This is a genomic window from Brevundimonas sp. (assembly GCF_041648615.1).
Taxonomy (GTDB): domain Bacteria; phylum Pseudomonadota; class Alphaproteobacteria; order Caulobacterales; family Caulobacteraceae; genus Brevundimonas.
Genome location: NZ_JBAZOS010000007.1, coordinates 70,796 through 95,800 on the forward strand (window position 1 = coordinate 70,796; position 25,005 = coordinate 95,800).

Below are 25,005 nucleotides of genomic sequence, written 5' to 3' on the forward strand. Positions count from 1 at the left end.
CGCGCAAGTGCTTCGGTCGAGAGGACGGCTCATCTCCCAGATTCCGTCCCCGGACCGGCTCGCGCCCCTGGCCTGGTCCGCCATCCTGATACTGGCCGCGGCGCATTTCGCCGCCTTCGTCGATCGTAGCCTGCCCTCCGTCGTGGCGCCGCTGATCAAGGCGCAGTTCGGGCTGGACGACACCCGGATCGGCCTTTTGCAGGGCCCGGCCTTCTCGACCCTCTATGCGCTCGGCCTCCTGGTCGCGGGCCATTTCATCGCCGGCCGCAACCCTTATCGCGTGGCGGCCGGGTGCATGATCGTATGGACGGCGGGCGGCGTCCTGTTCGCCCTGGCGCCGGACTATCCCTCGATGCTGGCCGCACGGGTGGCTCTGGGCCTGGGGCAGGCGGCCTTCGTGCCGGCCGCCCTGATGCTGTTGACCGGACAGGGCGACCACGGGCGGCGCGCCCGCGCCCTTTCAACCTTCACCACCGGCTCGGCCACCGGGCGCAGCGCGGCCCTGCTGCTGGGCGGCGCGGCGCTGGCCATGGTCGCCGGGCGATCCCTGGCCGGCCTGGAGCCATGGCGGGCGGCCAGCCTGATGCTGGTGCTGCCCAATCTGGTGCTGATCGCCCTGCTGGTCTGGAAGGCGCGCGGACATGAGGTGATCGGCCGGGAGCCGCGTCAGGGCCTGGGCGACGCGTTCCGTCTGCTGCGAACCCGGTGGCGCGTCTTCGCCCCCCTGCTGATCATCGGCGCCGGTGCGGTGATGGTGATCCAGGCCACGGCGGCGTGGAGCCCCTCGATCCTGAACCGCGGCCTCGGCCTGTCACCGGCCCATGCGGCGCTTGTGGCGGGCGGGGTGGCCCTGACCTTCGCGCCGGTCGGTCATCTGGGGGGAGGGTGGACGCTCGGCTCGGCCTTCGGCCGGCGGCTGGGCGCCGGTCCGCCGCTCGCGGCCGGCATGGCCCTGGCGCTGGCCGGCGTCCTCGTGCTGGCTGCGGCGCGGGTCCTGCCGGCGGCGGCGGCCGGTCTGGCCGCATTGACCATCGGCGGGGGGTTCGCCGCGGTCATCGCCCTGGTCGAGGTCCAGGCCCTGACGGAGCCGCGCCTGCGGCCTCAGGTCGGCGCCGTCTACCTGGCCTTCGTGTCCCTTGTCGGCGTAGGTCTGGGGCCCCTGCTCACCGGCGTCGTCAGCGACCATGGCGCGACGGGTCCCGGCGGTCTGGCCGTCGCCCTCGCCGTCGTGGTGGGCGCGGCGGCTGTGGTGGTGGCGGGCGTCGCCCTGACCTTCGCCGGGCCGTGGCGGCGAGCGGCTCCGGATATCTGATCAGCGCGCCAGCCGCGCGTGGACCAGAGCCACGACCTGGTCCGCCGCCTCGTCAGGCGAGCCGGCGACGGCGTCGATGCGAAGCTCGGGCGCTTCCGGCGGCTCATAGGCGCTGTCGATGCCGGTGAAGTTCGCCAGCTTTCCGGCCCGCGCCTTGGCGTACAGGCCCTTGACGTCGCGGGCCTCGGCCACCGCCAGCGGGGCGTCGACGAAGATCTCGACGAACTCGCCCGGCTCCATCCGTTCGCGCGCCATGCGGCGCTCGTCGCGGAAGGGCGAGATGAAGGACACCAGCACGATCAGGCCGGCGTCGGTCATCAACCGGGCGACTTCGGCCACGCGGCGGATGTTCTCGACCCGGTCGGCGTCGGTGAAGCCCAGATCGCGGTTCAGGCCGTGGCGGACGTTGTCCCCGTCCAGAAGGATGGTGTGCAGGCCCTCGGCGTTGAGCCGCTGTTCGACGCGGTTGGCGATGGTCGACTTGCCGGCGCCGGACAGGCCGGTGAACCACAGCACCAGCGGCGACTGCCGTTTCAGGGCGGCGCGGTCCGCGCGGCTGACGCTGAGCGCCTGGGGCCGGACGTTGGCCGAGCGGCGCAGGGCGAAGCGGATCAGGCCCGCGCCGGCCGTCTCATGGGTCATCCGGTCGATCAGGATGAAGCCGCCGAGGTCGCGATTCACCGCGTACGGCTCGAAGGCGACGGGGGCGTCCAGGGCGAGGGTGCAGCGGCCGATGTCGTTCAGCGTCAGGGTCGTGGCGGCCAGTTCCTCGCCGGTGTCGACATTGATCTTGTGGCGGATGTCGCTGACGCGGGCAGGGACCATGGCGGCGCCCAGTTTCAGCCAACAGGCGCGGCCGGGCAGCAGTGGGCGGTCGGACATCCAGACGATATGGGCGTCGAACTGGTCGGCGACCTCGGGCGGGGCGTCGGCGGCCGCGATCAGGTCCCCGCGCGAGACGTCGACCTCGGGGATCAGGGTCACGGTCACGGACTGGCCGGCGCGGGCCTCCTCCAGGTCGCCGTCGAGGGCCACGATCCGGTCTATCGTCGCGCTGACGCCCGAGGGCAGGATGCGGACCGCGTCGCCGGGGCGGACCGAGCCCGACTGGATGCGGCCGGTGAAGCCGCGGAAGTCCGCCAGCCGGGTCACGCCCTGGACCGCCAGGCGCAGGGGGGCAGGCGCGGTCTCCAGAACCCGCACCGTCTGCAGATGCGCCATCAGGGTCGGGCCCGCGTACCAGGACAGGGCGTCGCCCGGCGTCATGACATTGTCGCCGCGCCAGGCGCTGACGGGAATGGCGGTCACATCGGCCAGGCCGATCGAACCGGCAAAGGCGCGATAGTCGTCGACGATGGCGTCGAACCGGTCCCGCGATCCGTCGACCAGATCCATCTTGTTGACCGCCAGCACCACGCGCCGGACGCCCAGCAGGGCCAGAAGACGGCTGTGTCGCCGGGTCTGGGTCAGAACGCCCTTGCGCGCGTCGATCAGGACGATGGCGACATCCGCCGTCGAGGCGGCGGTGACCATGTTGCGTGTGTACTGCTCATGCCCCGGCGTGTCGGCGAGGATGAAGCGGCGGTCGCCGATGTCGAAGAACCGATAGGCCACGTCGATGGTGATGCCCTGCTCGCGCTCGGCGGCCAGGCCGTCGACGAGGAAGGACAGGTCGGGCTGGCCGGCGATCAGGGGCAGGGCCGCGGTCTGGTCCGCGGGTACGGCGCCCGCCTCGTGCAGCAGGCGGCCGATCAGGGTGGACTTGCCGTCGTCGACGGAGCCGCAGGTGATCAGGCGGACGATCTCTCGCGGACCGTCGTCCGGGGCTTCGGCGGGGGCCATCAGAAATACCCCTCCCGCTTCTTCTGCTCCATCGAGGCGGACGGATCGTGGTCGATGGCGCGGCCCTGACGTTCCGACATCGATGCTTCGCGGACCTCGCGGATCACGGCGTCCAGGGTGTCGGCGTCGCTCTCGATGGCGGCGGTGAGGGGCCAGCAGCCGAGGGTGCGGAAGCGGACCCGGCGGGGGCGGGCCTGTTCGCCGGGGCGCAGGGCCATCCGTTCGTCGTCCACCACCAGCAGGGCTCCGTCGCGTTCGACGACCGACCGCTCGGCCGCGAAATAGAGGGAGGGCAGGGCGATGGCCTCGCGCCGGACGTAACGCCAGACGTCCAGCTCGGTCCAGTTGGACAGGGGGAAGACGCGCAGCGACTCCCCGGCGCCCAGGCGGGTGTTGTACAGGCTCCAGAGTTCGGGCCGCTGGCGTTTCGGGTCCCAGCCGTGGGCGGCGCTGCGGACCGAGACGATCCGCTCCTTGGCCCGGCTCTTCTCCTCGTCGCGCCGCGCGCCGCCGAAGGCCGCGTCAAAGCGGTGGAGATCGAGCGCCTGTCTCAGCCCCTGCGTCTTCCACAGATCGGTGTGAACGCCGGCGCCATGGGCGAACGGATTGACGCCCTCCGTCTCCGCTTCCGGATTGCGGTGGACCAGCAGCCGCATCCCGGCGTCCGCCGCCGACTGGTCCCGGAAGGCGTACATTTCCCGGAATTTCCAGGTCGTATCGACGTGCAGCAGGGGAAAGGGCGGCGGGGCGGGGAAGAAGGCCTTGCGGGCCAGGTGCAGCAGGACGGCCGAGTCCTTGCCGGCCGAGAACAGCAGCACCGGCCGCTCGCATTCGGCGACGACCTCCCGGAAGATGTGAATGGCCTCGGCTTCAAGCCGGCCGAGGACGTCGTCGTGCAGCCGCATGGCCTAGCTGTGGCCCCGGAATCGCGCGGCGCCAAGCTTCACGCGGGGATGACGGCGGTGGTCTCGATCTCGAGGCGGGCGGCGTCCTCGATCAGGCCCTTGACCTCGACCACGGCCATGGCGGGGTAGTGAGGGCCGATCAGCTCGCGCCAGACGGCGCCGATCTCGCGCAGGGCGGACAGGTATTCGGTCTTGTCGACCACGTACCAGGTCATGCGGACGATGTGTTCGGGCCCCGCTCCCGCCTCGGTCAGGACGGCGAGGGTGTTCCGGATCGTCTGGCGGAACTGGCCGGCGAAGCCCGTCTCGGCGAACACCCCTTCTGGCGTCCAGCCGATCTGGCCGGCGACGAAGACCATGTGGCCGGTCGCCTCGACGCCGTTGGAATAGCCCCTGGGCCGGGGCCAGCCTTCGGGCAGCAGGACGCGGTTCATGGGGCGGTCTCCACGAAGGGGGCGATGCGGGCGCGCAAGGCGTCGGGCCAGGGTTCGGGCTTCAGCGACGCGCCGACGTAGACGATGGTCTGGGTGGCCTCGAACCGCAGTTCGCCGCCCGCGCTGATGCGGTGCCGCAGGCCGCAGGAGGCGCCGCCCAGTTTCGTCACCGTCAGTTCGAAGGTCAGTTCGTCTTCCAGCCGCGACGGGGCGATGAAGCGGGCCTCGACGGCGGCGGTGGGGACGCTGACGTGGCGGTTGACGTGCAGTTCGCGGAACGAAGCCTGCAGCGGCCCGGCGAACCAGTCCTCGACCACCCCGTTCAGCATCTCGAAATAGCGGGGGAAAAAGACGATGCCCGCCGCATCGCAATCGGCGAAGCGGACGCGGCGGTCGACCGTGAACACCTGGCCGGTCATGTCGGATCCTTGAGCCGGAAGCGCTGCAGCTTGCCGGTCTGGGTCTTGGGCAGGGCGTCCACGAAATCGAGGCCGCGCGGGTATTTGTAGGGGGCGATGACGCCCTTGACGAAGGTCTGGAGCTCGGCGCGCAGGCCCTCGGACGGGGCATGGCCCTCGTTCAGGACGATGAAGGCCTGGACGATCTGGCCGCGCTCGGGGTCGGGCGCGCCGATGACGGCGGCCTCGGCCACGGCGGGGTGGCGCAGCAGGGCATGCTCCACCTCGGGCGCGCCGATGTTGTAGCCGGACGAGATGATCATGTCGTCGGACCGGGCCACGAACCAGAACCAGCCGTCCTCATCGAGCCGGTAGACGTCGCCGGTCAGGTTCCAGCCGTCCTGGACATAGGCCGACTGGCGGTCGTCATCGAGATAGCGGCACCCCGTCGGGCCGCGCACGGCGAGACGGCCGGTCCCGCCGGGGGGCAGGGGCTGGCCGTCGGCGTCGATGATGCGGGCCTGATAGCCGGGGACGGGCTTGCCGGTGGCGCCGGGGCGGATGTCCTCGCCGCGGGCCGAGATGAAGACGTGGATCATTTCGGTCGAGCCGATGCCGTCGATGATGCGCACGCCGGTGGCTGCATGCCAGGCGTCGGAGGTGGCGGCGGGCAGGGCCTCGCCGGCCGAGACGCAGGTGCGCAGGCTCGACAGGTCGTGGTCGTGCGCCAGTTTCAGCAGGGCGCGGTAGCCGGTCGGGGCGGTGAACAGGGCGGTGGCGCGATGGCGCGCGACGGTCTCGGCCAGGGCGTCGAAGCCCGGACGGGGGGCGAAGGCGGTCGCGGCGCCCACGGCGGCGGGGAAGACCACCAGACCGCCGAGGCCGAAGGTGAAGGCGATCGGCGGGGTGCCGACGGCGATGTCGTCCTTCGTCAGGCCGACGACGTGCCGCCCGAAGGTGTCGGCCATGGCGAGGATGTCGCGATGGAAGTGGACGCATCCCTTCGGCTTGCCGGTGGTGCCCGAGGTGAAGGCGATCAGGGCGGGGTCGTCCGCGGCCGTATCGACGGCGTCGAAGCGGTAGCCGGTCGGCAGGGCCTGGGCGGCGGTCTGCAGCGCCGCCGAGTCCATCACCTGCGTCAGCGACGGCGCGCTCGCCTGCGCCTCGGTCACCGCGTCGGCGAGGGTGGAATAGACGAGGGCATGGCTGATCCGGGCCTTGTCGATGACCGTCGCCAGTTCGGCGGCCCGCAGCATGGGCATGGTGGCGACCACCACCCCGCCGGCCTTGAGGATCGCGAACCACGCCAGCACCGTCCAGGATGAGTTGGGGCCGTGCAGCAGCACGCGGTTGCCGGGGACCAGGCCCATCTGCTCGACCAGCACCCGGGCCATCCGGCCCGAGATGGCGTCCACGCGGCTCCACGAAAACTCATGGTCGACGTCGATCAGGGCGCGAGCGTCGGGGCCCGCCGCCTCGACGGCCCGGCGCAGCAGTTCGACGCCGGCGTTCAGCCGCTCCGGATAAGCCAGTTCCGGCAGGTCAAAGACCAGCTCCGGCTGCTGCTCCGCCGGGGGCAGATGATCGAGCACGAACCGGTCGATGTGCGCGCTGGTCCCCATCAGACGCCTCCCGACAGACCCGCCAGCACCTGCCGGGCGATGACGATCTTCTGCACTTCGGACGCGCCCTCATAGATGCGCAGGGCGCGGATCTCGCGGTACAGCCGTTCGACCGGATGGCCCGAGACGACGCCGAGGCCGCCGAACAGCTGGACGGCCGCGTCGATGACCTGCTGGGCCTCGTCGGTGGCGTAGAGCTTGGCCATGGCGGCCTCGCGGGTGACGCGCGGCGCGCCCTGGTCCTTGAGCCAGGCGGCGCGGTAGATCAGCAGGGCCGAGGCGTCGATCTTCAGCGCCATGTCGGCCAGCGAGGCCTGCACCAGTTGAAGATCACTCATCGGCGCGCCGAACAGCTGGCGGGCGGTGGTGCGGGCGGCCGCCTCGTCGAAGGCGCGGCGGGAGAAGCCCAGCGCGGCGGCGGCGACGGTCGAGCGGAACACGTCCAGCGTGGCCATGGCGATGCGGAAGCCCTCGCCCGGCGCGCCGAGGATACGGTCGTTCTCGATGCGGCAGTTGGTGAAGCGGATGGTCGCCAGCGGGTGCGGGGCCATCAGGGGGATGCGTTCGACGATCTCGAAGCCGGGCGTGTCGGCGTCGACGACGAAGGCGCCGAGCCCCTTGGCGCCGGGCGCTTCGCCGGTGCGGGCGAAGACGGTGTAGCGGTCGGCGAGGCCGCCGTTGGAGATGAAGGTCTTCACCCCGTCCAGCACCCAAGCCGCGTCCTTGGCGTCGCCGTCGCGGCGGGCGGTGGTCGACAGGGCGGCGACGTCCGAGCCGGCGTCGGGTTCGGACAGGGCGAAGGCGGCGATGGTCTCGCCCCTGGCCACGCCCGGCAGCCAGCGCGCCTTCTGCGCGTCCGTGCCGAACAGGCTGATCGGCCCGGAGCCGAGACCCTGCATGGCGAAGACGAAGTCGGCCAGACCGGAGCGGCGGGCGAGGGTCTCGCGGGTCAGGCACAGGGTGCGGACGTCGAGCCTGCCGTTCGCGTCGGGGATGGCGTTCCGGAGCCAGCCGCCCTCGGCCAGCGCCTTCAGGATGGTGCGGCAATCGCCGTCGAGGTCGTGATCGCCGTGCAGGCTCACCGCATCAGTCTTGTCGGCCCACGCTTCCAGATCAGCGGCGAAGGCGCGGTGGCGGTCGTCGAAGAAGGGCCAGTCGAGGAAGGTGCGGTCGCCCATGCTCAGTTCCCCTCGAACACCGGCTCGCGCTTGGCGGCGAAGGCCTCGTAGGCGCGGCGGAAGTCTTTGGTCTGCATGCAGATGGCCTGGGCCTGGGCCTCGGATTCGATGGCGGCGTCGAGGCTCATGTCCCACTCGACGTTGAGCTGGTTCTTGGTGATCCCGTGGGCGAAGGTCGGGCCCCGGGCCAGCGAGCGGGCCAGCTCCAGCGCCGTCTCCGTCAGGGCGTCGGGCTCGACGAGGCGGTTGTGGAAGCCCCAGCGCTCGCCCTCGTCGGCGGTCATGACGCGACCGGTGAACAGCAGTTCCGACGCCCGGCCCTGGCCGATCTGCCGGGGCAGGATGGCGCAGGCGCCCATGTCGCAGCCGGCCAGACCGACCCGGGTGAACAGGAAGGCGGTCTTCGTGCGCGGGGTGGCGATGCGCAGGTCCGAGGCCATGGCCATGATGGCGCCGGCCCCGACGCAGACCCCGTCCAGGGCGGCGATCACCGGCTGGGGACAGCCGCGCATCGCCTTGACCAGATCGCCGGTCATGCGCGTGAATTTCAGCAGGGCGGGCATGTCCATTTCGGTCAGCGGGCCGATGATCTCGTGCACGTCGCCGCCCGAGGAGAAGTTCCCGCCCGCCCCGGTGACGATGACCACCTTGCAGTCGTCGGCGTGGACCAGGGCGCGGAACAGGTCGCGCATCTCGGCGTATGAGTCGAAGGTCAGCGGATTCTTCCGCTCAGGCCGGTTCAGGGTCAGGGTCGCGACGCCGTCGTCGTCCACCGACCACAGGAAATGGGCCGCCTTGTAGTCGCGCGCCTTCATCCGTTCAGCTCCTCGGGTCCAGTTCGTCGGGGGTGGTGGCGTGAAGCGACCGCTTGGTGCGCTCCAGGAGGCGGGTCAGGTCGTCGGCCTCGGCCGCGGTCAGGTCGGCGAACAGGGCTTCGATCCAGTGTTCGTGGGCGCGGGCCATGGCGGTGAAGCGGGTCTGGCCCGCCGGCGTCAGGCGCACGCGCTGCACCCGCCGGTCAGTCCCGGCCATGGATTCGATCAGGCCGTCTGCCTTGAGCCGCGCGGCCAGCCCCGTGACGTTGCCGTTGGACACCATCAGCATGCCGGCGGCCTCGCCCATGGTCAGGCCCGCCTCGCCCGCGCGGTCCAGCGCCGACAGCATGTCGAAGCGGGGCAGGGTGGAGCCGAACTCGTCGCGCAGCCGCTGGGACACCGTCTGTTCGATGCGGGTCGAACAGGTCAGCAGCCGCAGCCACAGCCTCAGCGAGCGCTTGCCGTCCGGCGCGCCGCCCAGCCTGTCGGGCAAGGAGGCGACGGCGGGGCTCACAGTTCGCCGCCCGCGACAGGCACCGCCACGCCGTTGACGCCCGAGGCGCCGTCGCCGCACAGCCAGACGATGGTCATGGCCACTTCGTCCGGGGTGATCAGCCGGCCTTGCGGGTTGGCGGCGGCCAGCGCCGCGCGGGCCTCTTCTTCACTGCGTCCCGTCCTGGCGGTGATGGATTCGATCGAGCGCGCGACCAGATCGGTTTCTACGAAGCCGGGGCAGACGGCGTTGACGGTGACGCCCTTGGCCGCGACCTCCAGCGCCAGGGCGCGGGTCAGGCCGACGAGGCCGTGCTTGGCCGCGACATAGGCCGAGACATAGGCGTAGCCCTTCAGCCCGGCGGTCGAGGCGACGTTGACGATCCGCCCCCAACGGCGCGTCAGCATGCCAGGCAGGACCAGACGGGCGGCTTCGGCGGGGGCCTCGAGGTTGAGGGCCAGCATGGCGCGTAAGGCGTCGGCGTCGGTCTTGAGGAAGGGGGCGGAGGTGGCGGCGCCGGCGTTGTTGATCAGGATGTCGATCGGGCCGAACCGGTCGCGGCCGACCTCGATGGCGGCGGCGAGGGCGTCCGGGTCGGTGACGTCGGCGGGGGCCGCGGAGGCGAGGTCGCCGATGCGGTCGGCGGTCTCGGTCAGGCGGGGGACGTGACGACCGATCAGGGTGACCTGACAGCCGGCCTCGGCCAGCCGTTCGGCGGTGGCCCGGCCGATGCCCGAGCCGGCGCCGGTGACCACGGCGTGATGTCCGGTCAGGCTCATACGGGTCCCGCCTGCTGCTGCTTCTCGAGGTTGCGGGCCAGCTGGGCGAAGCCGGCGAGGTACTGGACCGGCGGCTTCTGGCCGCGCCAGCCCAGTTCGGCGGCAGCGCGCAGGCTCCAGTTGGGATCGGCCAGATGTGGCCGGGCGAGGGCGCACAGGTCGGCGCGGCCGGCGGCGAGAATGCTGTTCACGTGGTCGGTCTCATAGATGTTGCCGACCGCCATGGTGGCCACGCCCGCCTCGTTGCGGATGCGGTCGCTGAAGGGGGTCTGGAACATGCGGCCGTAGACCGGCCGGGCCTCTTCCGAGGTCTGGCCGGCCGAAACGTCGATCAGGTCGCAGCCGGCGCCGGCGAAGGCGCGGGCGATGGCCACGGACTCTTCGGGCGTGACGCCTTCATCGGTCCAGTCGGTGGCGGACACGCGCACCGACATCGGCTTGTCGTCGGGCCAGACGGCGCGCATGGCGGCGAAGACCTCCAGCGGGAAGCGCAGCCGGTTCTCGACGGAGCCGCCATACGCGTCGGTGCGATGGTTGGAGACCGGCGTCAGGAAGGACGACAGCAGATAGCCGTGGGCGCAGTGCAGCTCGGCCATGTCGAAGCCGGCCTCATCGGCCCAGCGGGCGGCGCGGACGAAATCGTCGCGAACCCGGTCCATATCGGCGCGGGTCATCTCGCGCGGCACCTGGTCTTCGTCCGACCACGGAATGGCGGAGGCCGCGATCAGCGGCCACCCGTTCTCGAGCGGCTGATCGGCCCGCGGGCCCCACGGTCGTTCGACCGACCCCTTGCGGCCGGCGTGGGCCAGCTGGATGGCGATGCGCGAGCCCTGGGCGTGAACGAAGTCGACGATCCGCTTCCAGGCGTCGCGGTGCTCGGGGCGGTACAGGCCGGCGCATCCGGGGGTGATGCGGGCGTCGGCCGAGACATCGGTCATCTCGGTGAAGACCAGTCCTGCGCCGCCCAGCGCGCGCGCGCCGAGATGGACGAGGTGGAAGTCGCCGACCATCCCGTCCTCGGCCGAGTACATGCACATGGGCGATACGACGACGCGGTTGGGCAGGGTCAGGCCGCGCAACCGCAGGGGCGCGAACATCGGCGCGGGCGGTTCGTCCGTGAGCGGAGCGCCGGCCTGATCGGCGAACCAGCGCTCGACGCGGGTCAGGAAGGCGGGGTCGCGCAGGCGCAGATTCTCGTGGCTGACGCGCTGGCTGCGGGTCAACAGGCTGTAGGCGAACTGGATTGGTTCGAGATCGACGTAGCGGTCGACGGTCTCGAACCATTCGGTCGAGTTGCGGGCCGCGCTCTGCAGCTTCAGCACCTCGACCCGGCGTTCGGCCTCATAGGCGGCGAGGGCGGTGTCGAGATCGCCGCCGTCGGTCAGGGCTTCGGCGAGGCGGATGGCGTCCTCGAAGGCCAGTTTGGTGCCCGAGCCGATCGAGAAGTGCGCCGTGTGCGCCGCGTCGCCCAGCAGCACTACCTTGCCGTCGCGCCAGTTGGCGCAGGCCACGCGCGGAAAGTTCAGCCAGGCCGAGCCGCGCAGGTGCCGGGCGTTGCTCATCAGGGCATGGCCGCCCAGCCAGTCGGCGAACAGGGCTTCGGCGGCGCGGCAGGTCTGGTCCTGATCCATGGCGTCGAAGCCGAGGTCGCGCCAGGTCGCCTCGGTGCATTCGACGATGAAGGTCGAGGCACCCGGTTCGAACTGGTAGGCGTGGGCCCAGATCCAGCCGTGCGGGGTCTCGACGAAGGCGAAGGTGAAGGCCTCGAAGGACTGTTTCGTGCCCAGCCAGATGTATTTGTTGGTCCGCACGTCGATATCGACGCCGAAGACTTCGGGCTGGTCGTTGCGCACCCGGCTGTTCAGGCCGTCGGCGGCGACGATGACATCGGCGTCGAGCGCGTGGATGTCGGCGACCTCGCTCTCGAAGCGCAGATCGACGCCCAGCGAGCGGGCGCGTTCGTGCAGGATGGTCAGCAGCCGCTGCCGGCCGACCCCCGCGAAACCATGGCCGCCCGAACGGACGGTCTGGCCATGGATGTGGACGTCGATATCGTCCCAATGAACGAAGGCGGCCTCGATGGTCGCCGCTGTCTCCGGATCGTTGCGCTTGAGATTGGCCAGGGTCTGGTCGGAAAACACCACGCCCCAGCCGAAGGTGTCGTCGGGGCGATTGCGCTCGTGCACGACCACCTTCAGCGCCGGATCCCGCAGCTTCAGCGAGATGGCGAGATAGAGCCCGCCGGGGCCCGCGCCCACGATGGCTATGCTGCTGACGGCCCGGGTCGACGACATATTTTAAGCCTAAAGCAAAATCTCCGACCCGTCCACCGAACACGGCGGTGGCCGGGTCCCGGCAGAGTCCGCTATGAGCTGACGGACGCCCGTTCCGCACGAAGAGCCATCGCCATGACCGAGACCCTCGAGCTTTCGCACTGGATCAACGGAGAGAAGGTCCCGGCGGACCGCCCGTCCGAAAGCCGGAACCCGTCGGATACGCGCGAGGTCATCGCGCGGACGCCGGACGGAGGCGTGGCCGAGGTCGACGCGGCCGTGGCCGCGGCCAAAGCCGCCTTCCCGGCATGGTCCGAGGCGTCGCCCGAGGTGCGCTCGGACATCCTCGACCGGGCGGGCACGCTGGTCATGGAGCGCCGCGAGGCCCTGGGCCGGCTGCTGTCGCGCGAAGAGGGCAAGACCCTGGCCGAGGGTATCGGCGAGACCGTTCGCGCTGGCCGTATCCTGAAATATTTCGCGGGCGAGGCCCTGCGCGTCCACGGCCAGAACCTGGCGTCGGTGCGGCCGGGCGTGGAGATCCAGACCTACCGGCAGGCCGTGGGCGTCTATGGCCTGATCACGCCGTGGAATTTCCCCATCGCCATTCCGGCGTGGAAGGCCGCGCCGGCCCTGGCCTTCGGCAATACGGTGGTGATGAAACCCGCCGGACCGACGCCGGCGACGGCGGAAGCCCTGGTCGCCATCCTGCACGAGGCGGGCCTGCCCAGGGGCGTGCTGAACCTGGTCATCGGCCGCGGCCGGGTCGGGCAGGCGCTGGTCGACCACGCGGATGTCGACGGCCTCAGCTTCACCGGATCGCAGGGCGTCGGCGCGGGCGTGGCTTTGGGCGCCGTCAGGCGGCAGGCCCGGGTCCAGCTGGAAATGGGCGGCAAGAATCCGCTGATCGTGCTGGATGACTGCGACCTGGACCGGGCGGTGCAGATCGCCCTCGATGGCTCCTTCTTCGCCACCGGCCAGCGCTGCACGGCCTCCAGCCGGCTGATCGTCCAGGACGGGATTCATGACCGCTTCGTCGCGGCTCTCGCGGAAAAGGTCTCGGCGCTGCGCGTCGGCGACGCTCTGGAACCGGACACCCAGATGGGGCCGGCCGTGTCCCAGGATCAGATGGAGACGTCGTACCGCTACATCGACATCGCCCGAAGCGAAGGCGGTCGCGTGGTCACCGGCGGCGAGCGTCTGAATCTCGAGAAGCCGGGCTGGTACGTCCAGCCGACCCTGATCGCCGACACCGACGCGGCGATGCGGATCAACAATGAAGAGGTCTTCGGACCCGTCGCCTCCACGATCCGCGTCAAGAGCTATGAAGAGGCGCTGGCTATCGCCAATGGCGTCGAGTTCGGCCTGTCGGCGGGCATCGTCACCAGCTCCCTGAAACACGCCCGCGATTTCCAGCGCCGCGCCCGCGCCGGCATGGTGATGGTCAATCTGCCGACCGCCGGCGTCGATTATCACGTCCCGTTCGGCGGCTCGAAGGCCTCCAGCTATGGCGCGCGCGAGCAGGGGTTCGCGGCGGTGGAATTCTTCACCCAGACCAAGACCGCCTACAGCTGGTCGTGAACGTTCGCCGGGCCCGATATTCTTTGTAGCGTGATTTCTTGACGAACGCGGATCAATCAGACCATGTGTCCGCAACCTCGGACGCGGATCGCGCCTGGCCTCAGTTCAGTTGCAGCGTTTCCGTACCGATGTCCGAGCGTTTCAGTTTCAACAGCCACACGCTTCCTGAGGAAGACGCGTTTCCGGCCTATGCGCGGCTGTATGACAAGGGTTCAGACGTCTCCCGGGGCGACGGCGAGTTTCGGGCGGAGGTCCGGGCCTGGCGGCTGGAGGGATTGCTGCTGTTCGAGCGGCGCCTGTCCGGCGTTGTCCATTCCCGCATCGCCCGCGCGGCGACCGACGGTTTTGACCACATCGTATTGAGCCTGGTGTTGTCGGGCCGGGTCGTGGGCGGAGAGGCCAGCGCGTTTGACGAAGCCCTCGCTGGCGAAATCTATGTGACCGACACCGCCCGACCCTCCCGGACCGGGTTCGAGTCCGCCCATGTGCTGACCGCCAGCGTCTCGAGAGAGATTATCGAGGCGGCGCGGGGCACGGCCGCCAGCTTGCATGGACGCGTCCTGAAAGCCCCGCGCAACCTGATGCTGGCCGACTTTCTCAGGTCCCTCGCCCGTAACGGAGACATGATCGAGACGGACGCCCAGCCGGCGCTGTCGCGCGCCTTCATCCACATCCTCGGGTCGGTCGAGGAAAGGAGCGCGCGCGCCAGCAACGAGGCGCGCCGGCGCGAGTATCTCCGACGGGACGCCGTCGAGCGGATGATCATCGACAATCTGGCCGACCCTGCACTGTCCGTCGCGACCGTCAGTCGCGGCACGGGCATGTCCCGTTCGGCCCTTTATCGTCTGTTCGAGGACAGTGGAGGCGTCGCCCGACTGATCCAGAAGCGACGCCTGGACGGCGTTCGGCGGGCGCTCGACAATCGCGAGCCGGTCGGCCTCGCGGACATGGCCCGCACCTTCGGCTTTTCGGACGAAGCGCAGCTGGGTCGACTGTTCTTCGAGACCTACGAGGTTTCGCCTGCGGAGTATCGCGAGGGCGTGGCGACGTCCGAGCCGGATGATCCGGTGGACAGCCGCCGCCGATGGGCCGGCTGGATGACTGAAATCGCCTAGGGGTTTTCGCCGGCGCCACAACGGGACGGCGGGCAAAAGAAAACGGCGGCTCCGCGAGGAGCCGCCGTTCCCGATTGTCTCAAGGCCGACGAAAACGTCAGCCGATCGACTTAGTCGCTTTCGGATTCGTCGTCGGCCGACACGACGGCGGCGAAGGCGGCGATAGCCACCACGGCGAAGATCAGGCCGGGGGCGATGCCGCCGCCGAATTCGTCGGAGGCGCCAGCGGTGCTGCCCACGCGGTCAGCGACGCTCGGTGCGGCGGAAACCTGGTTGGCGGCGACGGCCTGGCCGGCGATCAGCAGGGCGCCGGTCGCGATTGCAGCAAGAGTTTTCTTCATAGGTCGGCTCCGTGATGATTAGACAGCGTCGGCGAACACAACACCACGCGTGAGCGTTGGTTGCAAGCCAAGGCCGCTATCTCCCACGTCTATTGCGCTGGCGCCACACGTTACAATGGGAGAACGGAGAATTTCGTTCGAACTGTGGCGTGGAAGGCTCAACTCCAAGTACGGGCATCCCGTTGCTTGCACATCCTTAAGTCCAATATTGTCCGCGCACGGCAAGTTCGGGGGCCGCCTGCAGATCGCGTACGGCTTCCGTGATGCGACGAAAATCATCCCGGTTTGACGCGCGGTTCGGGGGACTCCCGTACCAGGCGAGGCGTCCCAATTTTGGGACGAACGCCGCTATCCGGATCGTTCCTTCCGCATGGTTGCCAATGTATTACCGCCGTCTGCTGGCGTGTGCGACGTGTGCCCACCCCTGTGTTTTTTGTTCTCGCGCCGGCGCGGTAGCCGGCCGTTCGGGGTGGTCTTTGTATGTCGGCTTCCAAAAAGCGTCCCGTCACGGGCTCGCGCTCGCCTGCTCGCCTGAAAACCCGCGCCGATGCGACCCGTCGGATTCGGATGGGCCTGCTGGGTTCGTCGGCGCTGATCGCGGCGGGACTCGCCTGCTCCCCCGCCTTCGCCCAGACCACCATCGCCAGTCCCGCCGGCGGCGGAACCATCACCAGGACGGGCGGCAGCTCCACCGTCACGGATCAGACCGGATCGGGCGGCGGCGTCCTGATCTCCAACGTCAGCCAGGACGCGCTGACGACTGTCAACGGCGTGACCATCAACAATACGGCGGGCTCTCCGGCGGCTGACGCCCTGCGTGTCCAGGGTTCGACCAGCGGCCTGAATTCGACCGGGGTGACGTTCACCGGCGTGAATACGCTCACCACGACGGTGAACGACGGCGCCGCCTTCTATGCGACGACCAACGCCAATATGGGCATCGGGATAACGTCGAGCGGATCGACCTTCACGGGCAGCTACGGGATCAACCTCCAGGCCTTGGGGGGGTATTTGGACTTCAACGCCTCGGGCCAGAGCCAGTCGTTCGTGGCCAACGGCACCCACATCGCCGGCTTCAACTCCATCACCGGCGTCAACGCCAGCATAAGACTCGGCTCCTCGACGATCACGGGCTTCGACACCGGCATCAATGCGAGCAATTTCTACGGCAGCTTCGTCGAGATGACGGGCGGCTCGATCACTGCGCTGGTCACCGGCATCCGCACTGACGCCACGGGCGGCCGGAGCGACATCCAGTCCCAGGCGGCGATCGTCGCCCCGACGGGCATCCACTCCACCAACACCGACGGCGCGATCGTCACCACCAGCGGCGCGGGCACGATCAACAGCACCGGGGCGGGAACCGGTACGGGCATCATCGCGACCAGTTCGGGCGGAACGAACGCCGTGACGGTCAATGTGGGCGCGGCGATCGGGACCACGACGGCGCACGGCGTCGGCGTGCTTGCCTCGACCACCGGCACGTCCACGGGTGCGATCAACATCACCACGACGGCGGATATCGTCGCCACGGGTCGCGCCATCAGCGCGACCGCGGGAACGTTCGGCAACACGGGCGCGATCACGCTTGGCGGCAACGTCACGGGCGCCACCGGCGTCTATACGAATGTCGGCGACTACGCGGTCAACATCGGCGCGGGCGTGACCGTGACCTCGACCGGCAACGGCTCCACCAACGCCGCCCTGTATCTGATCAACGGGACCAACACGGTCACAAACAACGGCGCCCTGGTCGCCACCGGCACGGGCAGCCACGGCGTGCACTTCAGCAGCGACGGCCTGGTCACCAATACGGCGACCGGCACGATCACCGGTTCGACCGGAATCTGGTACCAGAACGCCGCTTCGGTGACCAACGCCGGGACGATCACCGGAACCGGGGCGACCGGCACGGCCGGCGTGTACGGCTCCGGCGGCGCGAGCGTGACCAACACGGGCACGATCACGGGCTATGACGGCGTCTATTCCGGCGGCAACCCCACCGTTCACAACAACACCGGCGGCACCATCACCGGCGTGTCGCGCGGCTACAACGTGACCGGCGGACGCTTCACCCTGACCAACACCGGCGTCATCAACACCGTCGGCGGAACGGGCGGCGCCGGCCTGTCGGGTCTGCGGCTGAACACCACCCTTTCGTCGAACACCATCACCAACAGCGGCGCAATCACCGGCGGCGGCGACGCCACCTATGGCTTCGGCGTCGAGATCGTGGACGGCGCGGTGACGCTGACCAACCAGTCGGGCGGTGTCATCACCGGCGGGATCGGCGGCATCTGGCTGGCCAGCGACGATCTGGCGACGCTCAACCTGAACCTCGGCTCGACCGTGACCGGTCAGATCCTGTCGACCAGCACCGGCGCGCGCACCGCGACGATCGCGGGCCTTCTGGACGGCGCCTACAACGCCGCGACCGGCAGCGGCGTCGACACCATCACCCTGGCCTCGACCGGCTCGATCACCGGCGCCGTCACGCTCGGCGCCGGCGATGACGTGTTCAACTGGCAGGGCGGGACCTTCACGACTGTCAACGCCGGCACCGGTGCGGCCGACACCTTCAACAGCGCGCTCGGGGCCGGCGTCAGCGGATCGCTCTCGCTGAGCAATCTCTCCAATTTCGACAGCTACAACCACCAGTCGGGCAATCTGACCCTGACGGGGACGCGCGCCACCGGACCGGGCTGGACCCTGGTTCCCGGGTCCAACCTCACGCTGGACGGATCGCTGACCGCGACGACCGGCACCGGGTACGGGATCACCATGAACGGCAACGGATCGCCGGCCACGGTCACGATCCTGACAGGGGCGACGCTGAACGGCTATGTGGGCGTCTGGTTCAATACCGGTGGGGCGAACACCTTCAGCAACGCCGGCACGGTGGCTGGCTCAAACACCGGTCTCCTTACGAACGGCGCGCTCACGGCGACCAACACCGGAACGATTACGGCGGGCACGGGCGCCGCCTTCGGCACCGGTGTCTCCGTGTCGACGATGACGAACTCCGGCATCCTGACCGGGGGCAGCGACGGGACGACCGGCTTTGGCGCCTACAGCGCTTCCGCCGGGCTCAACTTCACCAACCTTGCTGGCGGCGTCGTGTCCGGCGGGGCGGGGGGCATTTCGTCCGGCACGAACACGGGCGCCACTGGCTTGCTGACGGTCAGCAACGCCTCGGGCGGCCAGATCGGCGGCCCGGTCGCGATCACCACAGGTCAGGCCTCGCGGCTGACCCTGACCAACGACGGCAACGTGACAGGCACGAACGGCGCGATCGCCGCGGCCGGCACGGGCGTGACCTCGATCACCAACAATGCGACCGGCCGGATCATCAGCACGGGCGACGCCTATGCGATCTCCACGGGCGGCGCGACGACGATCACCAACGCCGGCGTCATCGGCACGGGCACGGTCACCAGCGGCGGGGTCTATACGCCCGGCGGCAGCTACAGCGCGATCCACACCGCCGCGGCGGGCACGATCCGCAACTCGGGTCTGATCGAGGGTCAGTCGGGCGGCATCCTGGCCGACGGCGCCCTGGATCTGCGCAACACCGGCACGATCAATGCGCTCGGCGCCGGAAACGGCGTGTCCAAGGACGCCGCCTTCATCACCGGCACGGCGACGGTCCTGAACGCGGGCCTGATGAGCGCCAGCGTCTATTCCGCGGTCGTGGCCCAGGGCGCGAACAGTGTCATTACCAACGCCGCGGCAGGTACGCTTCAAGGCGGGTCCGACGCGATCTTCGGCGAGGCCGTGCAGCTCGGCGGGACCAACGCCACCTTCGTCAACTACGGCGCCGCTTCGAGTGCGGTCGGCCGGGGTGTTCTTGCAGGCGACGGCGGCGCGACGATCAACCTTCACGCGGGGTCGACCGCCGGCGACATCGTCACAGGCAGCGGCAACGACGTTCTGGCGCTCTACAGCGGCCGCGGCGCGGCGAGCGCGGCGACGGTCGATGTTTCGAGCGGCATCACCCTGCAGAACGCCGGCGCCTTGGCGGCCGCGACCGTCGGAACGGTCAATCTGGGCGGCGGCACGGATACGATGCAGCTTCGCGGCATAGGGGATGACAGCGCCGCGAACGGCGCCGCGGGCTTACTGAATCTGGGCGAATCCTCGATCAGCACGGCTGAGGTGCTGACCAAGCTGGACACCGGAACCTGGATCCTGAACGGCGCGGCCGCGACTCCGGGCATCACCATCAATGCCGGCACGGGCGCGCCCGCAGGCCTGCTGATCTTCAGCGGCACGGGCCTCACCGGGGCGATCAACGTCAACGGCGCCACGGTCCGTGCGACCACCACGACGGCCTTCGGCGTCGGCACGCTGCACATGATCGATCCGACGATCGAGTTCCTGGCGACCGGAACCTACGCCAACGACATCTCCCTGGAGGTCGTCAACGGCCAGCAGGCGATCGATCCGACCATCCTGCGCAATATCAGCGGCGGGACCATCACCCTCGCGGGTCGAATCTACGAAACCAACGGCGTCGGCGGGGCCAACCAGTACGTCACCTTCGACGGCGCCGGCACCACCATCCTGACCAACACCGGCAACGTCTGGGGCGGCGTCACCGCCATCAACAGCGGCACGACGCTGCAAGGCGCGACCAACACCATCTCGGGCGGCTCGATCGCCAACGCCGGCGCGCTGGTCTTCAGCCAGGGCTTTGACGGGATCTTCGCCGGCGCGATCTCCGGGGCGGGCACGCTGCAGATCAACGCACCGGCGCAGACCGTCACCCTGACCGGAGCCAATACCTACAGCGGCGCGACGACCATCACCGCCGGCTCCCTCATCGCCAGCGGCGGCGCGGCGATCGGCGACGCCAGCACGGTGAACGTCGCCAGCGGCGCGACCCTCCAGCTCGCGAACAGCGAGACGATCGGCGGCCTGGCCGGCGCCGGCACGACGCGCGTGCTCGGCAATACGCTCACCCTGGGCGGCAACGACGCCTCGACGACCTTCTCCGGTACGATCACCGACCAGACGCCCGTCGCCTATGTCGGCACCTGGAACGTCACGGACGGCCCGAACTGGTCCACCAATCCGCCGACCTATACGGGCCAGGAAGCCGCCGCCCTGCTGTTCGGCGGCGCCGCCGGCGACTATCGTATCTCGACGGCCGGTGTGAGCACCTCGACCATAACCGACACGGCCTGGTACAACCGCTACGGCGGCAACCCGGCGAACTTCACCGAGCTGGCGGCCAACGCCCGCATCGACACCGGCGGCGCCGGGTACAACAACCAGGGTGACAGCTCGGCCTATGTGGGCGATCACACCGGCACGCCCACCTACAACTACGCCTTCACGGGCGGCCTCGCCCTCGGCGGCGGCCTGACCAAGACGGGCTCGGGCACGCTGACGCTGTCCGGAACCAACAACTACACCGGCCTGACCTCGATCATCGGCGGCGTGCTGGTGGTGCAGAACGGCGCGGCGATCTCGGATCTCGGCGTCGTCAACATCCTGACCCCCGGCGCCTTCACGGTCACCAATTCCGAGGCCATCGCCAGCCTGACGGGGACCGGCGCCACGACCATCGCGGGCGGCCAGACGCTGACGCTCGCCGCCGGCAGCGGCTCCTACACCGGCGCCGTCACCGGCGGCGCGCTGACCCTGGCCTCGGGGTCCTGGACCTACGGCGGCGCGCGCAGCGGCGGCGACGCCACCGGCGTCGTCCTGACCGGCGCCAACACCACCCTGAACATCGCCACGACCGGCTCCATCCAGGGCGGCCAGTTCAATGGCGTGCGGCTGAACGGGACCAATACGACCCTGAACAACCTGGGCCTGATCCAGAACAGCGGCACGGGCGGCGACGGCGCCGTGGGCGCGGCCGTGTTCGTCATTGACGCGGCCGGCACGACGACGACGATCAACAACGGCTCGGTCTCCGACACCGGCGCCGGATCGACCATCCGGGGCTACAATGCCGGAATCCGGCACGACAACAGCGCGCTGGGCACGCTGGTGGTCAACAACTACGGCCGCGTCCTGGGCGACGTCTACAACGGCATCGAGAACACCAACGGGGCCCTGACGGTCAATAACTTCGCCGGCGGCGAAATCTACACCCTGCTGGGCAACGGCGTCTCGAGCGCCTCGGCCGGCGCGGTGACGGTGACGAACGCCGGCGTGATCGGCCGCGACATCGCCAACACCCAGACGGTCGGCGGCTACGGCGTCGTGTCGGTCGGTCCCCTTACGCTGACGAACCAGACGGGCGGCGTGATCGTCGGAAACATCGGCGGCGTCCACGCCACCTCAAGCGCGTCCCTCACCAACGCAGGCGCGATCGCGGGAGCGGGCGCGGGCAGCTACGGCGTCTCGATGACAGCCGGCGGCTCCATCGCCAACCTGTCCGGCGGTTCGATCACGGGCGTCACCGGCGGCATTCTGTTGTCCGGAGCAAGCGCCTTCAATCTGAATCTGCAGTCCGGTTCGGTCACCGGCCCTGTTCGCTCCAGCGCCAGCGGAACGGTCACCGCGACGATCGCGGGCTCGCTCACCGGCGCCTATGTCGCCACCGGCTCGGGCGCCGACCTGATCACCCTGGCCTCGACGGGTTCGATGACCGGCGCGACCCTCGGAGCCGGCGCCGACAGCCTCACCTGGCAGGGCGGCGCCTTCAGCGGCCTGATCGACGCGGGAACCGGCACGGACAGCTTCACCTCGAACCTCAGCGGAGGCGTGGCCTCGGTCAATCTGACCAACCTGACCAACTTCGAGACCTTCGCCCATCAGTCGGGCACGCTGACCCTGACCGGAACCGGCGCCTTCTCGGGCGGCGCTTCGGTGTCGGGCGGTTCGCTGATCGTCAACGGCACGCTGCAATCCGCTGCCAGCGTCTCCAGCGGTGGCGCCCTGCGCGGCGGCGGAACCATCACCGGTGCGGTCAGCATCGCCAACGGCGGCGCCCTGACCGGCGTCCAGGGCTCGACCCTGACCATGGGCTCGCTGGGCCTGCTGTCGGGCTCGACCATCAATGCGACCTTCAGCGGGGCGGCCGGTCCCGCCCTGTTCGCCGTGACCGGCGACCTGACGCTGGACGGCACGGTCAATGTCGCCAGCACCGGCGCCTATGGCTTCGGCGTCTATGGTCTGATGACCTATGGCGGCGTCCTGACCGACAACGGTCTGGCGGTCGGCACTGTCCCGGGCGGCGCCCAGCGCGTGCTGGTCCAGACCTCGGTCGCGGGCCAGGTCAACATCGTACACGCCCCGACCGAACTGCTGTTCTGGGACGGCGGAAACGCGGGCCAGCATGACAACGGCGCGGTCAACGGCGGCGCGGGCGTCTGGACGGCGGCGGGCTCGGAATGGACCGACGCGAACGGCCAGTTCAACGGCGCGATGGAGCCGCAGCCCGGCTTCGCCATCTTCCAGGGCGCCGGCGACGTCGTGACGGTGGACGATGTGGCGGGGATCGTCGCGGTCACCGGCATGCAGTTCGCGGCTGACGGCTATCGCATCGAAGGCGATGCGATCACCCTGGCCAACGCCAACACCACGATCCGCGTCGGCGACGGCACGGCCCCGAGCGCGGCCTGGACCGCCACCATCGCTTCGGCGCTGACCGGCGCGGGCGGACTGCTCAAGACCGACCTCGGCACGCTGATCCTGACGGGTGAGAGCGACTATACCGGCGGCACGACGGTCAACGCAGGCATCCTGCAGATCGGCGACGGAGGCACGACGGGCGCCTTCGCCGGCGCGGCGGTCCTCGCCAATGGCGCGGCGCTGAACTTCAACCGCAGCGACAACGCCGTGTTCAATAACGCGATCAGCGGCATGGGCTCGATCGGCGTCAGCGGCGTCGTGACCCTCGGCGGGGTGATCACGGCGACGCCCGGCGTGACGATCTTCGACGGATCCGCGCTGACCAGCACGGGCGTGATCACAGCGTCGAACGCCGTCACCTTCACCAACGGCGGCGCCTTCACCAACGCGGGCACGGTCAATGGCGCGGTGACCAAGAACGGCGCGGCGACCGCCACGGTGACGAACGCCGGCGCGATCAACGGACTCGTCCAGAACGCCGGCGCCGGCCTGCTCACGATCGACAACGAGGCAGGCGGTTCGATCGTCGGCGCTGGCGCCGCGGCCGTGCTGTCGACGGCGTCGGGCGCCGTCTCGCTGAACAATGCGGGCGACATTTTCCACGCCTTCTCCGCTTTCGTCAGCAACAATGCGCTCGACAGCGTGACCAACTCGGGCCGGATCGTCGCAGGTTCGATCACCGGCGGCGTCGTGACGGCGGGCGGCAATGACGCCATCCGGCTGAACGTCGGCGGCAGCGTCACCAACCAGGCGGGCGGGCTCATCACGGGGACCTATGGCGTCGCCTCCTATGCAGGGGTGCTGACGCTCGACAACCAGCTGGGCGCAACGATCACGGGCGTCGACTACGGCGTGCGCGGCTATGCGGCGGCCAACATCGTCAACGCCGGCGTGATCGGCGCCACCGATTATGCCGGCATCGCGCTGAGCGCGGGCGGCACGATCACCAACTCGGGCACGATCGGCGGCGGCTCCCAGGCGGGCGCCAACCAGGGGGTCACGATCGACGGGGCCGTGGCCACGACCATCGTCAACCAGGCCGGCGGCGTCATCAACAACGGCGTCGCCAACTTCGGCTCGGGCCTGCTGAGCGTCGACATCCAGGCGGGCTCCAGCGTGAACGGCGCGGTCCTCAACTTCGGCGGCGGGGCTGGAGTTCTGCGCGTCGCGGGCGCGTTGAACGGAACCTACGCCGGCAGCAGCGGCAACGACGCGGTCACCCTGGTCAGCGGCGGCTCCGTCAGCGGCATCCTTCAGGGCAATGCCGGGGTCGACAGCTTCGAACTGGCCGGCGCGGGCGCAGGAACCGTCAACATGGGCAACGTCCTCGGTTTCGAGAGCCGCGCCATGAACGGCACGGGCGTCTGGACCCTGAGCGGGTTCGACAGCCAGACGATCGACTGGGCAATCAACTCCGGCACGCTGGCGGTCAGCGGCGGCGCCGCGATCAACGACGCCGTGGCGGTGACCATCGCGGGGCCGGGCGCGCTTCAGCTGAACGCAAACGAGCGGATCGGCGCCCTGAACGGCGCGGGGTCGGTGGCGCTGGGATCCAGCACGCTCACCGTGGGCGGCGCGGGTGCAAACAACTACGCGGGCGTCATCGGCGGCTCCGGCGGGCTGGTGGTCACGGGCGGGGGCGTGCTCACGCTCAGCGGCGCGAACACCTACACCGGCGCGACGACGGCTTCGGGCGCGACGCTGCGTCTCGGCGCCTCGAACGTGCTCGCCGACGCGACCAATCTGACCGCCAGCTTCTCCGGCGTGATCGACATCGGGGCGTTCAATGACACCGTCGCGACCGCAACCTTCTACACGGGCACTCGCCTGGACGGCACGGGAACCCTGACCGCCGGCGGCTACACGAGCTACGGCGCGATCTTCAACGCCAACCTCGGCGCCGGGACGCTCTACGCGAGCGGGGGCACGACCACGCTGAACGGAACGGTCGGCGCGGGTCTGGTCGTCGTCAACGGCGGCAGCCTGTCGCTCGGCGCCTCGAACCGTCTGGCGGACAACGCTACGGTTTCGGTGGCGTCCGGATCCATGCTGAACCTCAACAGCTTCAGCGACACGATCGGCGTCCTGGCGCTGAACGGTTCACTGTACGGAACCGGCACGCTGACGGCGGTGAGCTACAATCTTGCCGGCGCGATGGTGAACGCCAACCTCGGGGCCGGCGATCTGTTCAACACCGGCGGCGCCTCGACGCTCAACGGGACGAGCGGCGCGGGCAATGTGATCGTGCAGGCCGGCACGCTGAGCCTCGGCGCCTCGAACCGTCTGGCGGACAACGCCACGGTCTCGGTGGCCTCGGGTTCGCCCCTGGA

Annotated in this window: 15 protein-coding genes; 4 read left to right on the plus strand and 11 right to left on the minus strand. The window is 69.7% G+C overall.

The features are described from left to right. Positions 1–7 precede the first annotated feature (7 nt). Positions 8–1,312, plus strand: a complete 1,305-nt coding sequence (locus WC555_RS05075; RefSeq protein WP_373251741.1) for an MFS transporter — start codon at positions 8–10, stop codon at positions 1,310–1,312. Here the strand turns inward: WC555_RS05075 and cysC are convergent, their stop codons facing one another. Genes cysC through WC555_RS05125 form a run of 10 tightly spaced genes read right to left on the minus strand, consistent with a single transcriptional unit; the run spans position 1,313 to position 12,072 of the window. Beyond that, a complete protein-coding gene (gene cysC, locus WC555_RS05080) occupies positions 1,313–3,154 on the minus strand; it encodes an adenylyl-sulfate kinase (protein ID WP_373251742.1) in 1,842 nt (613 codons plus the stop codon). Beyond that, positions 3,154–4,059 (minus strand): sulfate adenylyltransferase subunit CysD, encoded by a 906-nt coding sequence (gene cysD / locus WC555_RS05085; protein WP_373251744.1) that lies wholly within the window; start codon positions 4,057–4,059, stop codon positions 3,154–3,156. Before cysD ends, cysC begins: the two co-directional genes overlap by 1 nt. Before the next feature lie 38 nt (positions 4,060–4,097). After that, on the minus strand, positions 4,098–4,493 hold the full coding sequence (locus WC555_RS05090; protein ID WP_373251746.1) for a RidA family protein: 396 nt from the start codon (positions 4,491–4,493) through the stop codon (positions 4,098–4,100). Beyond that, entirely contained in the window at positions 4,490–4,912 is a 423-nt protein-coding gene (locus WC555_RS05095; protein WP_373251748.1) for an acyl-CoA thioesterase, read from the minus strand. Before WC555_RS05095 ends, WC555_RS05090 begins: the two co-directional genes overlap by 4 nt. After that, complete coding sequence (locus WC555_RS05100; RefSeq protein ID WP_373251750.1) at positions 4,909–6,513, minus strand: AMP-binding protein; 1,605 nt, start codon at positions 6,511–6,513, stop codon at positions 4,909–4,911. Before WC555_RS05100 ends, WC555_RS05095 begins: the two co-directional genes overlap by 4 nt. Further along, entirely contained in the window at positions 6,513–7,691 is a 1,179-nt protein-coding gene (locus WC555_RS05105; protein ID WP_373251751.1) for an acyl-CoA dehydrogenase family protein, read from the minus strand. The genes WC555_RS05100 and WC555_RS05105 overlap by 1 nt, the downstream gene beginning before the upstream one ends. A gap of 2 nt (positions 7,692–7,693) precedes the next feature. Further along, a complete protein-coding gene (locus tag WC555_RS05110; protein ID WP_373251753.1) occupies positions 7,694–8,506 on the minus strand; it encodes an enoyl-CoA hydratase family protein in 813 nt (270 codons plus the stop codon). A gap of 4 nt (positions 8,507–8,510) precedes the next feature. Further along, positions 8,511–9,020 (minus strand): MarR family winged helix-turn-helix transcriptional regulator, encoded by a 510-nt coding sequence (locus tag WC555_RS05115; protein WP_373251756.1) that lies wholly within the window; start codon positions 9,018–9,020, stop codon positions 8,511–8,513. Continuing rightward, positions 9,017–9,778, minus strand: coding sequence for an SDR family NAD(P)-dependent oxidoreductase (locus WC555_RS05120; RefSeq protein WP_373251758.1), 762 nt, complete (start codon positions 9,776–9,778; stop codon positions 9,017–9,019). The genes WC555_RS05115 and WC555_RS05120 overlap by 4 nt, the downstream gene beginning before the upstream one ends. Next, entirely contained in the window at positions 9,775–12,072 is a 2,298-nt protein-coding gene (locus WC555_RS05125; RefSeq protein ID WP_373251760.1) for a bifunctional salicylyl-CoA 5-hydroxylase/oxidoreductase, read from the minus strand. The genes WC555_RS05120 and WC555_RS05125 overlap by 4 nt, the downstream gene beginning before the upstream one ends. A 114-nt stretch (positions 12,073–12,186) precedes the next feature. Here WC555_RS05125 and WC555_RS05130 point away from each other — a divergent pair, with 114 nt between their 5' ends. Then, a complete protein-coding gene (locus WC555_RS05130; RefSeq protein ID WP_373251763.1) occupies positions 12,187–13,629 on the plus strand; it encodes an aldehyde dehydrogenase family protein in 1,443 nt (480 codons plus the stop codon). A gap of 128 nt (positions 13,630–13,757) precedes the next feature. Beyond that, entirely contained in the window at positions 13,758–14,744 is a 987-nt protein-coding gene (locus tag WC555_RS05135; protein WP_373251765.1) for a helix-turn-helix domain-containing protein, read from the plus strand. A 110-nt stretch (positions 14,745–14,854) separates the two neighbouring features. Here the strand turns inward: WC555_RS05135 and WC555_RS05140 are convergent, their stop codons facing one another. Then, entirely contained in the window at positions 14,855–15,085 is a 231-nt protein-coding gene (locus WC555_RS05140) for a hypothetical protein (RefSeq protein ID WP_373251766.1), read from the minus strand. A gap of 567 nt (positions 15,086–15,652) precedes the next feature. Between WC555_RS05140 and WC555_RS05145 the strand changes: the two genes are divergently transcribed. Beyond that, positions 15,653–25,005, plus strand: a 9,353-nt coding sequence (locus WC555_RS05145; RefSeq protein WP_373251768.1) for a beta strand repeat-containing protein, incomplete at its 3' end; no start/stop codon positions are given.

What these genes read in the sequence shown, in the direction of transcription:
- WC555_RS05100 (WP_373251750.1), bottom strand. Translation starts at nt 6,513, where the DNA reads ATGGGGACCAGCGCGCACATCGACCGGTTCGTGCTCGATCATCTGCCC.
- WC555_RS05090 (WP_373251746.1), bottom strand. Translation starts at nt 4,493, where the DNA reads ATGAACCGCGTCCTGCTGCCCGAAGGCTGGCCCCGGCCCAGGGGCTAT.
- WC555_RS05135 (WP_373251765.1), top strand. Translation starts at nt 13,758, where the DNA reads ATGTCCGAGCGTTTCAGTTTCAACAGCCACACGCTTCCTGAGGAAGAC.
- WC555_RS05130 (WP_373251763.1), top strand. Translation starts at nt 12,187, where the DNA reads ATGACCGAGACCCTCGAGCTTTCGCACTGGATCAACGGAGAGAAGGTC.
- cysC (WP_373251742.1), bottom strand. Translation starts at nt 3,154, where the DNA reads ATGGCCCCCGCCGAAGCCCCGGACGACGGTCCGCGAGAGATCGTCCGC.
- WC555_RS05095 (WP_373251748.1), bottom strand. Translation starts at nt 4,912, where the DNA reads ATGACCGGCCAGGTGTTCACGGTCGACCGCCGCGTCCGCTTCGCCGAT.
- WC555_RS05105 (WP_373251751.1), bottom strand. Translation starts at nt 7,691, where the DNA reads ATGGGCGACCGCACCTTCCTCGACTGGCCCTTCTTCGACGACCGCCAC.
- WC555_RS05125 (WP_373251760.1), bottom strand. Translation starts at nt 12,072, where the DNA reads ATGTCGTCGACCCGGGCCGTCAGCAGCATAGCCATCGTGGGCGCGGGC.
- WC555_RS05140 (WP_373251766.1), bottom strand. Translation starts at nt 15,085, where the DNA reads ATGAAGAAAACTCTTGCTGCAATCGCGACCGGCGCCCTGCTGATCGCC.
- WC555_RS05110 (WP_373251753.1), bottom strand. Translation starts at nt 8,506, where the DNA reads ATGAAGGCGCGCGACTACAAGGCGGCCCATTTCCTGTGGTCGGTGGAC.
- WC555_RS05120 (WP_373251758.1), bottom strand. Translation starts at nt 9,778, where the DNA reads ATGAGCCTGACCGGACATCACGCCGTGGTCACCGGCGCCGGCTCGGGC.
- cysD (WP_373251744.1), bottom strand. Translation starts at nt 4,059, where the DNA reads ATGCGGCTGCACGACGACGTCCTCGGCCGGCTTGAAGCCGAGGCCATT.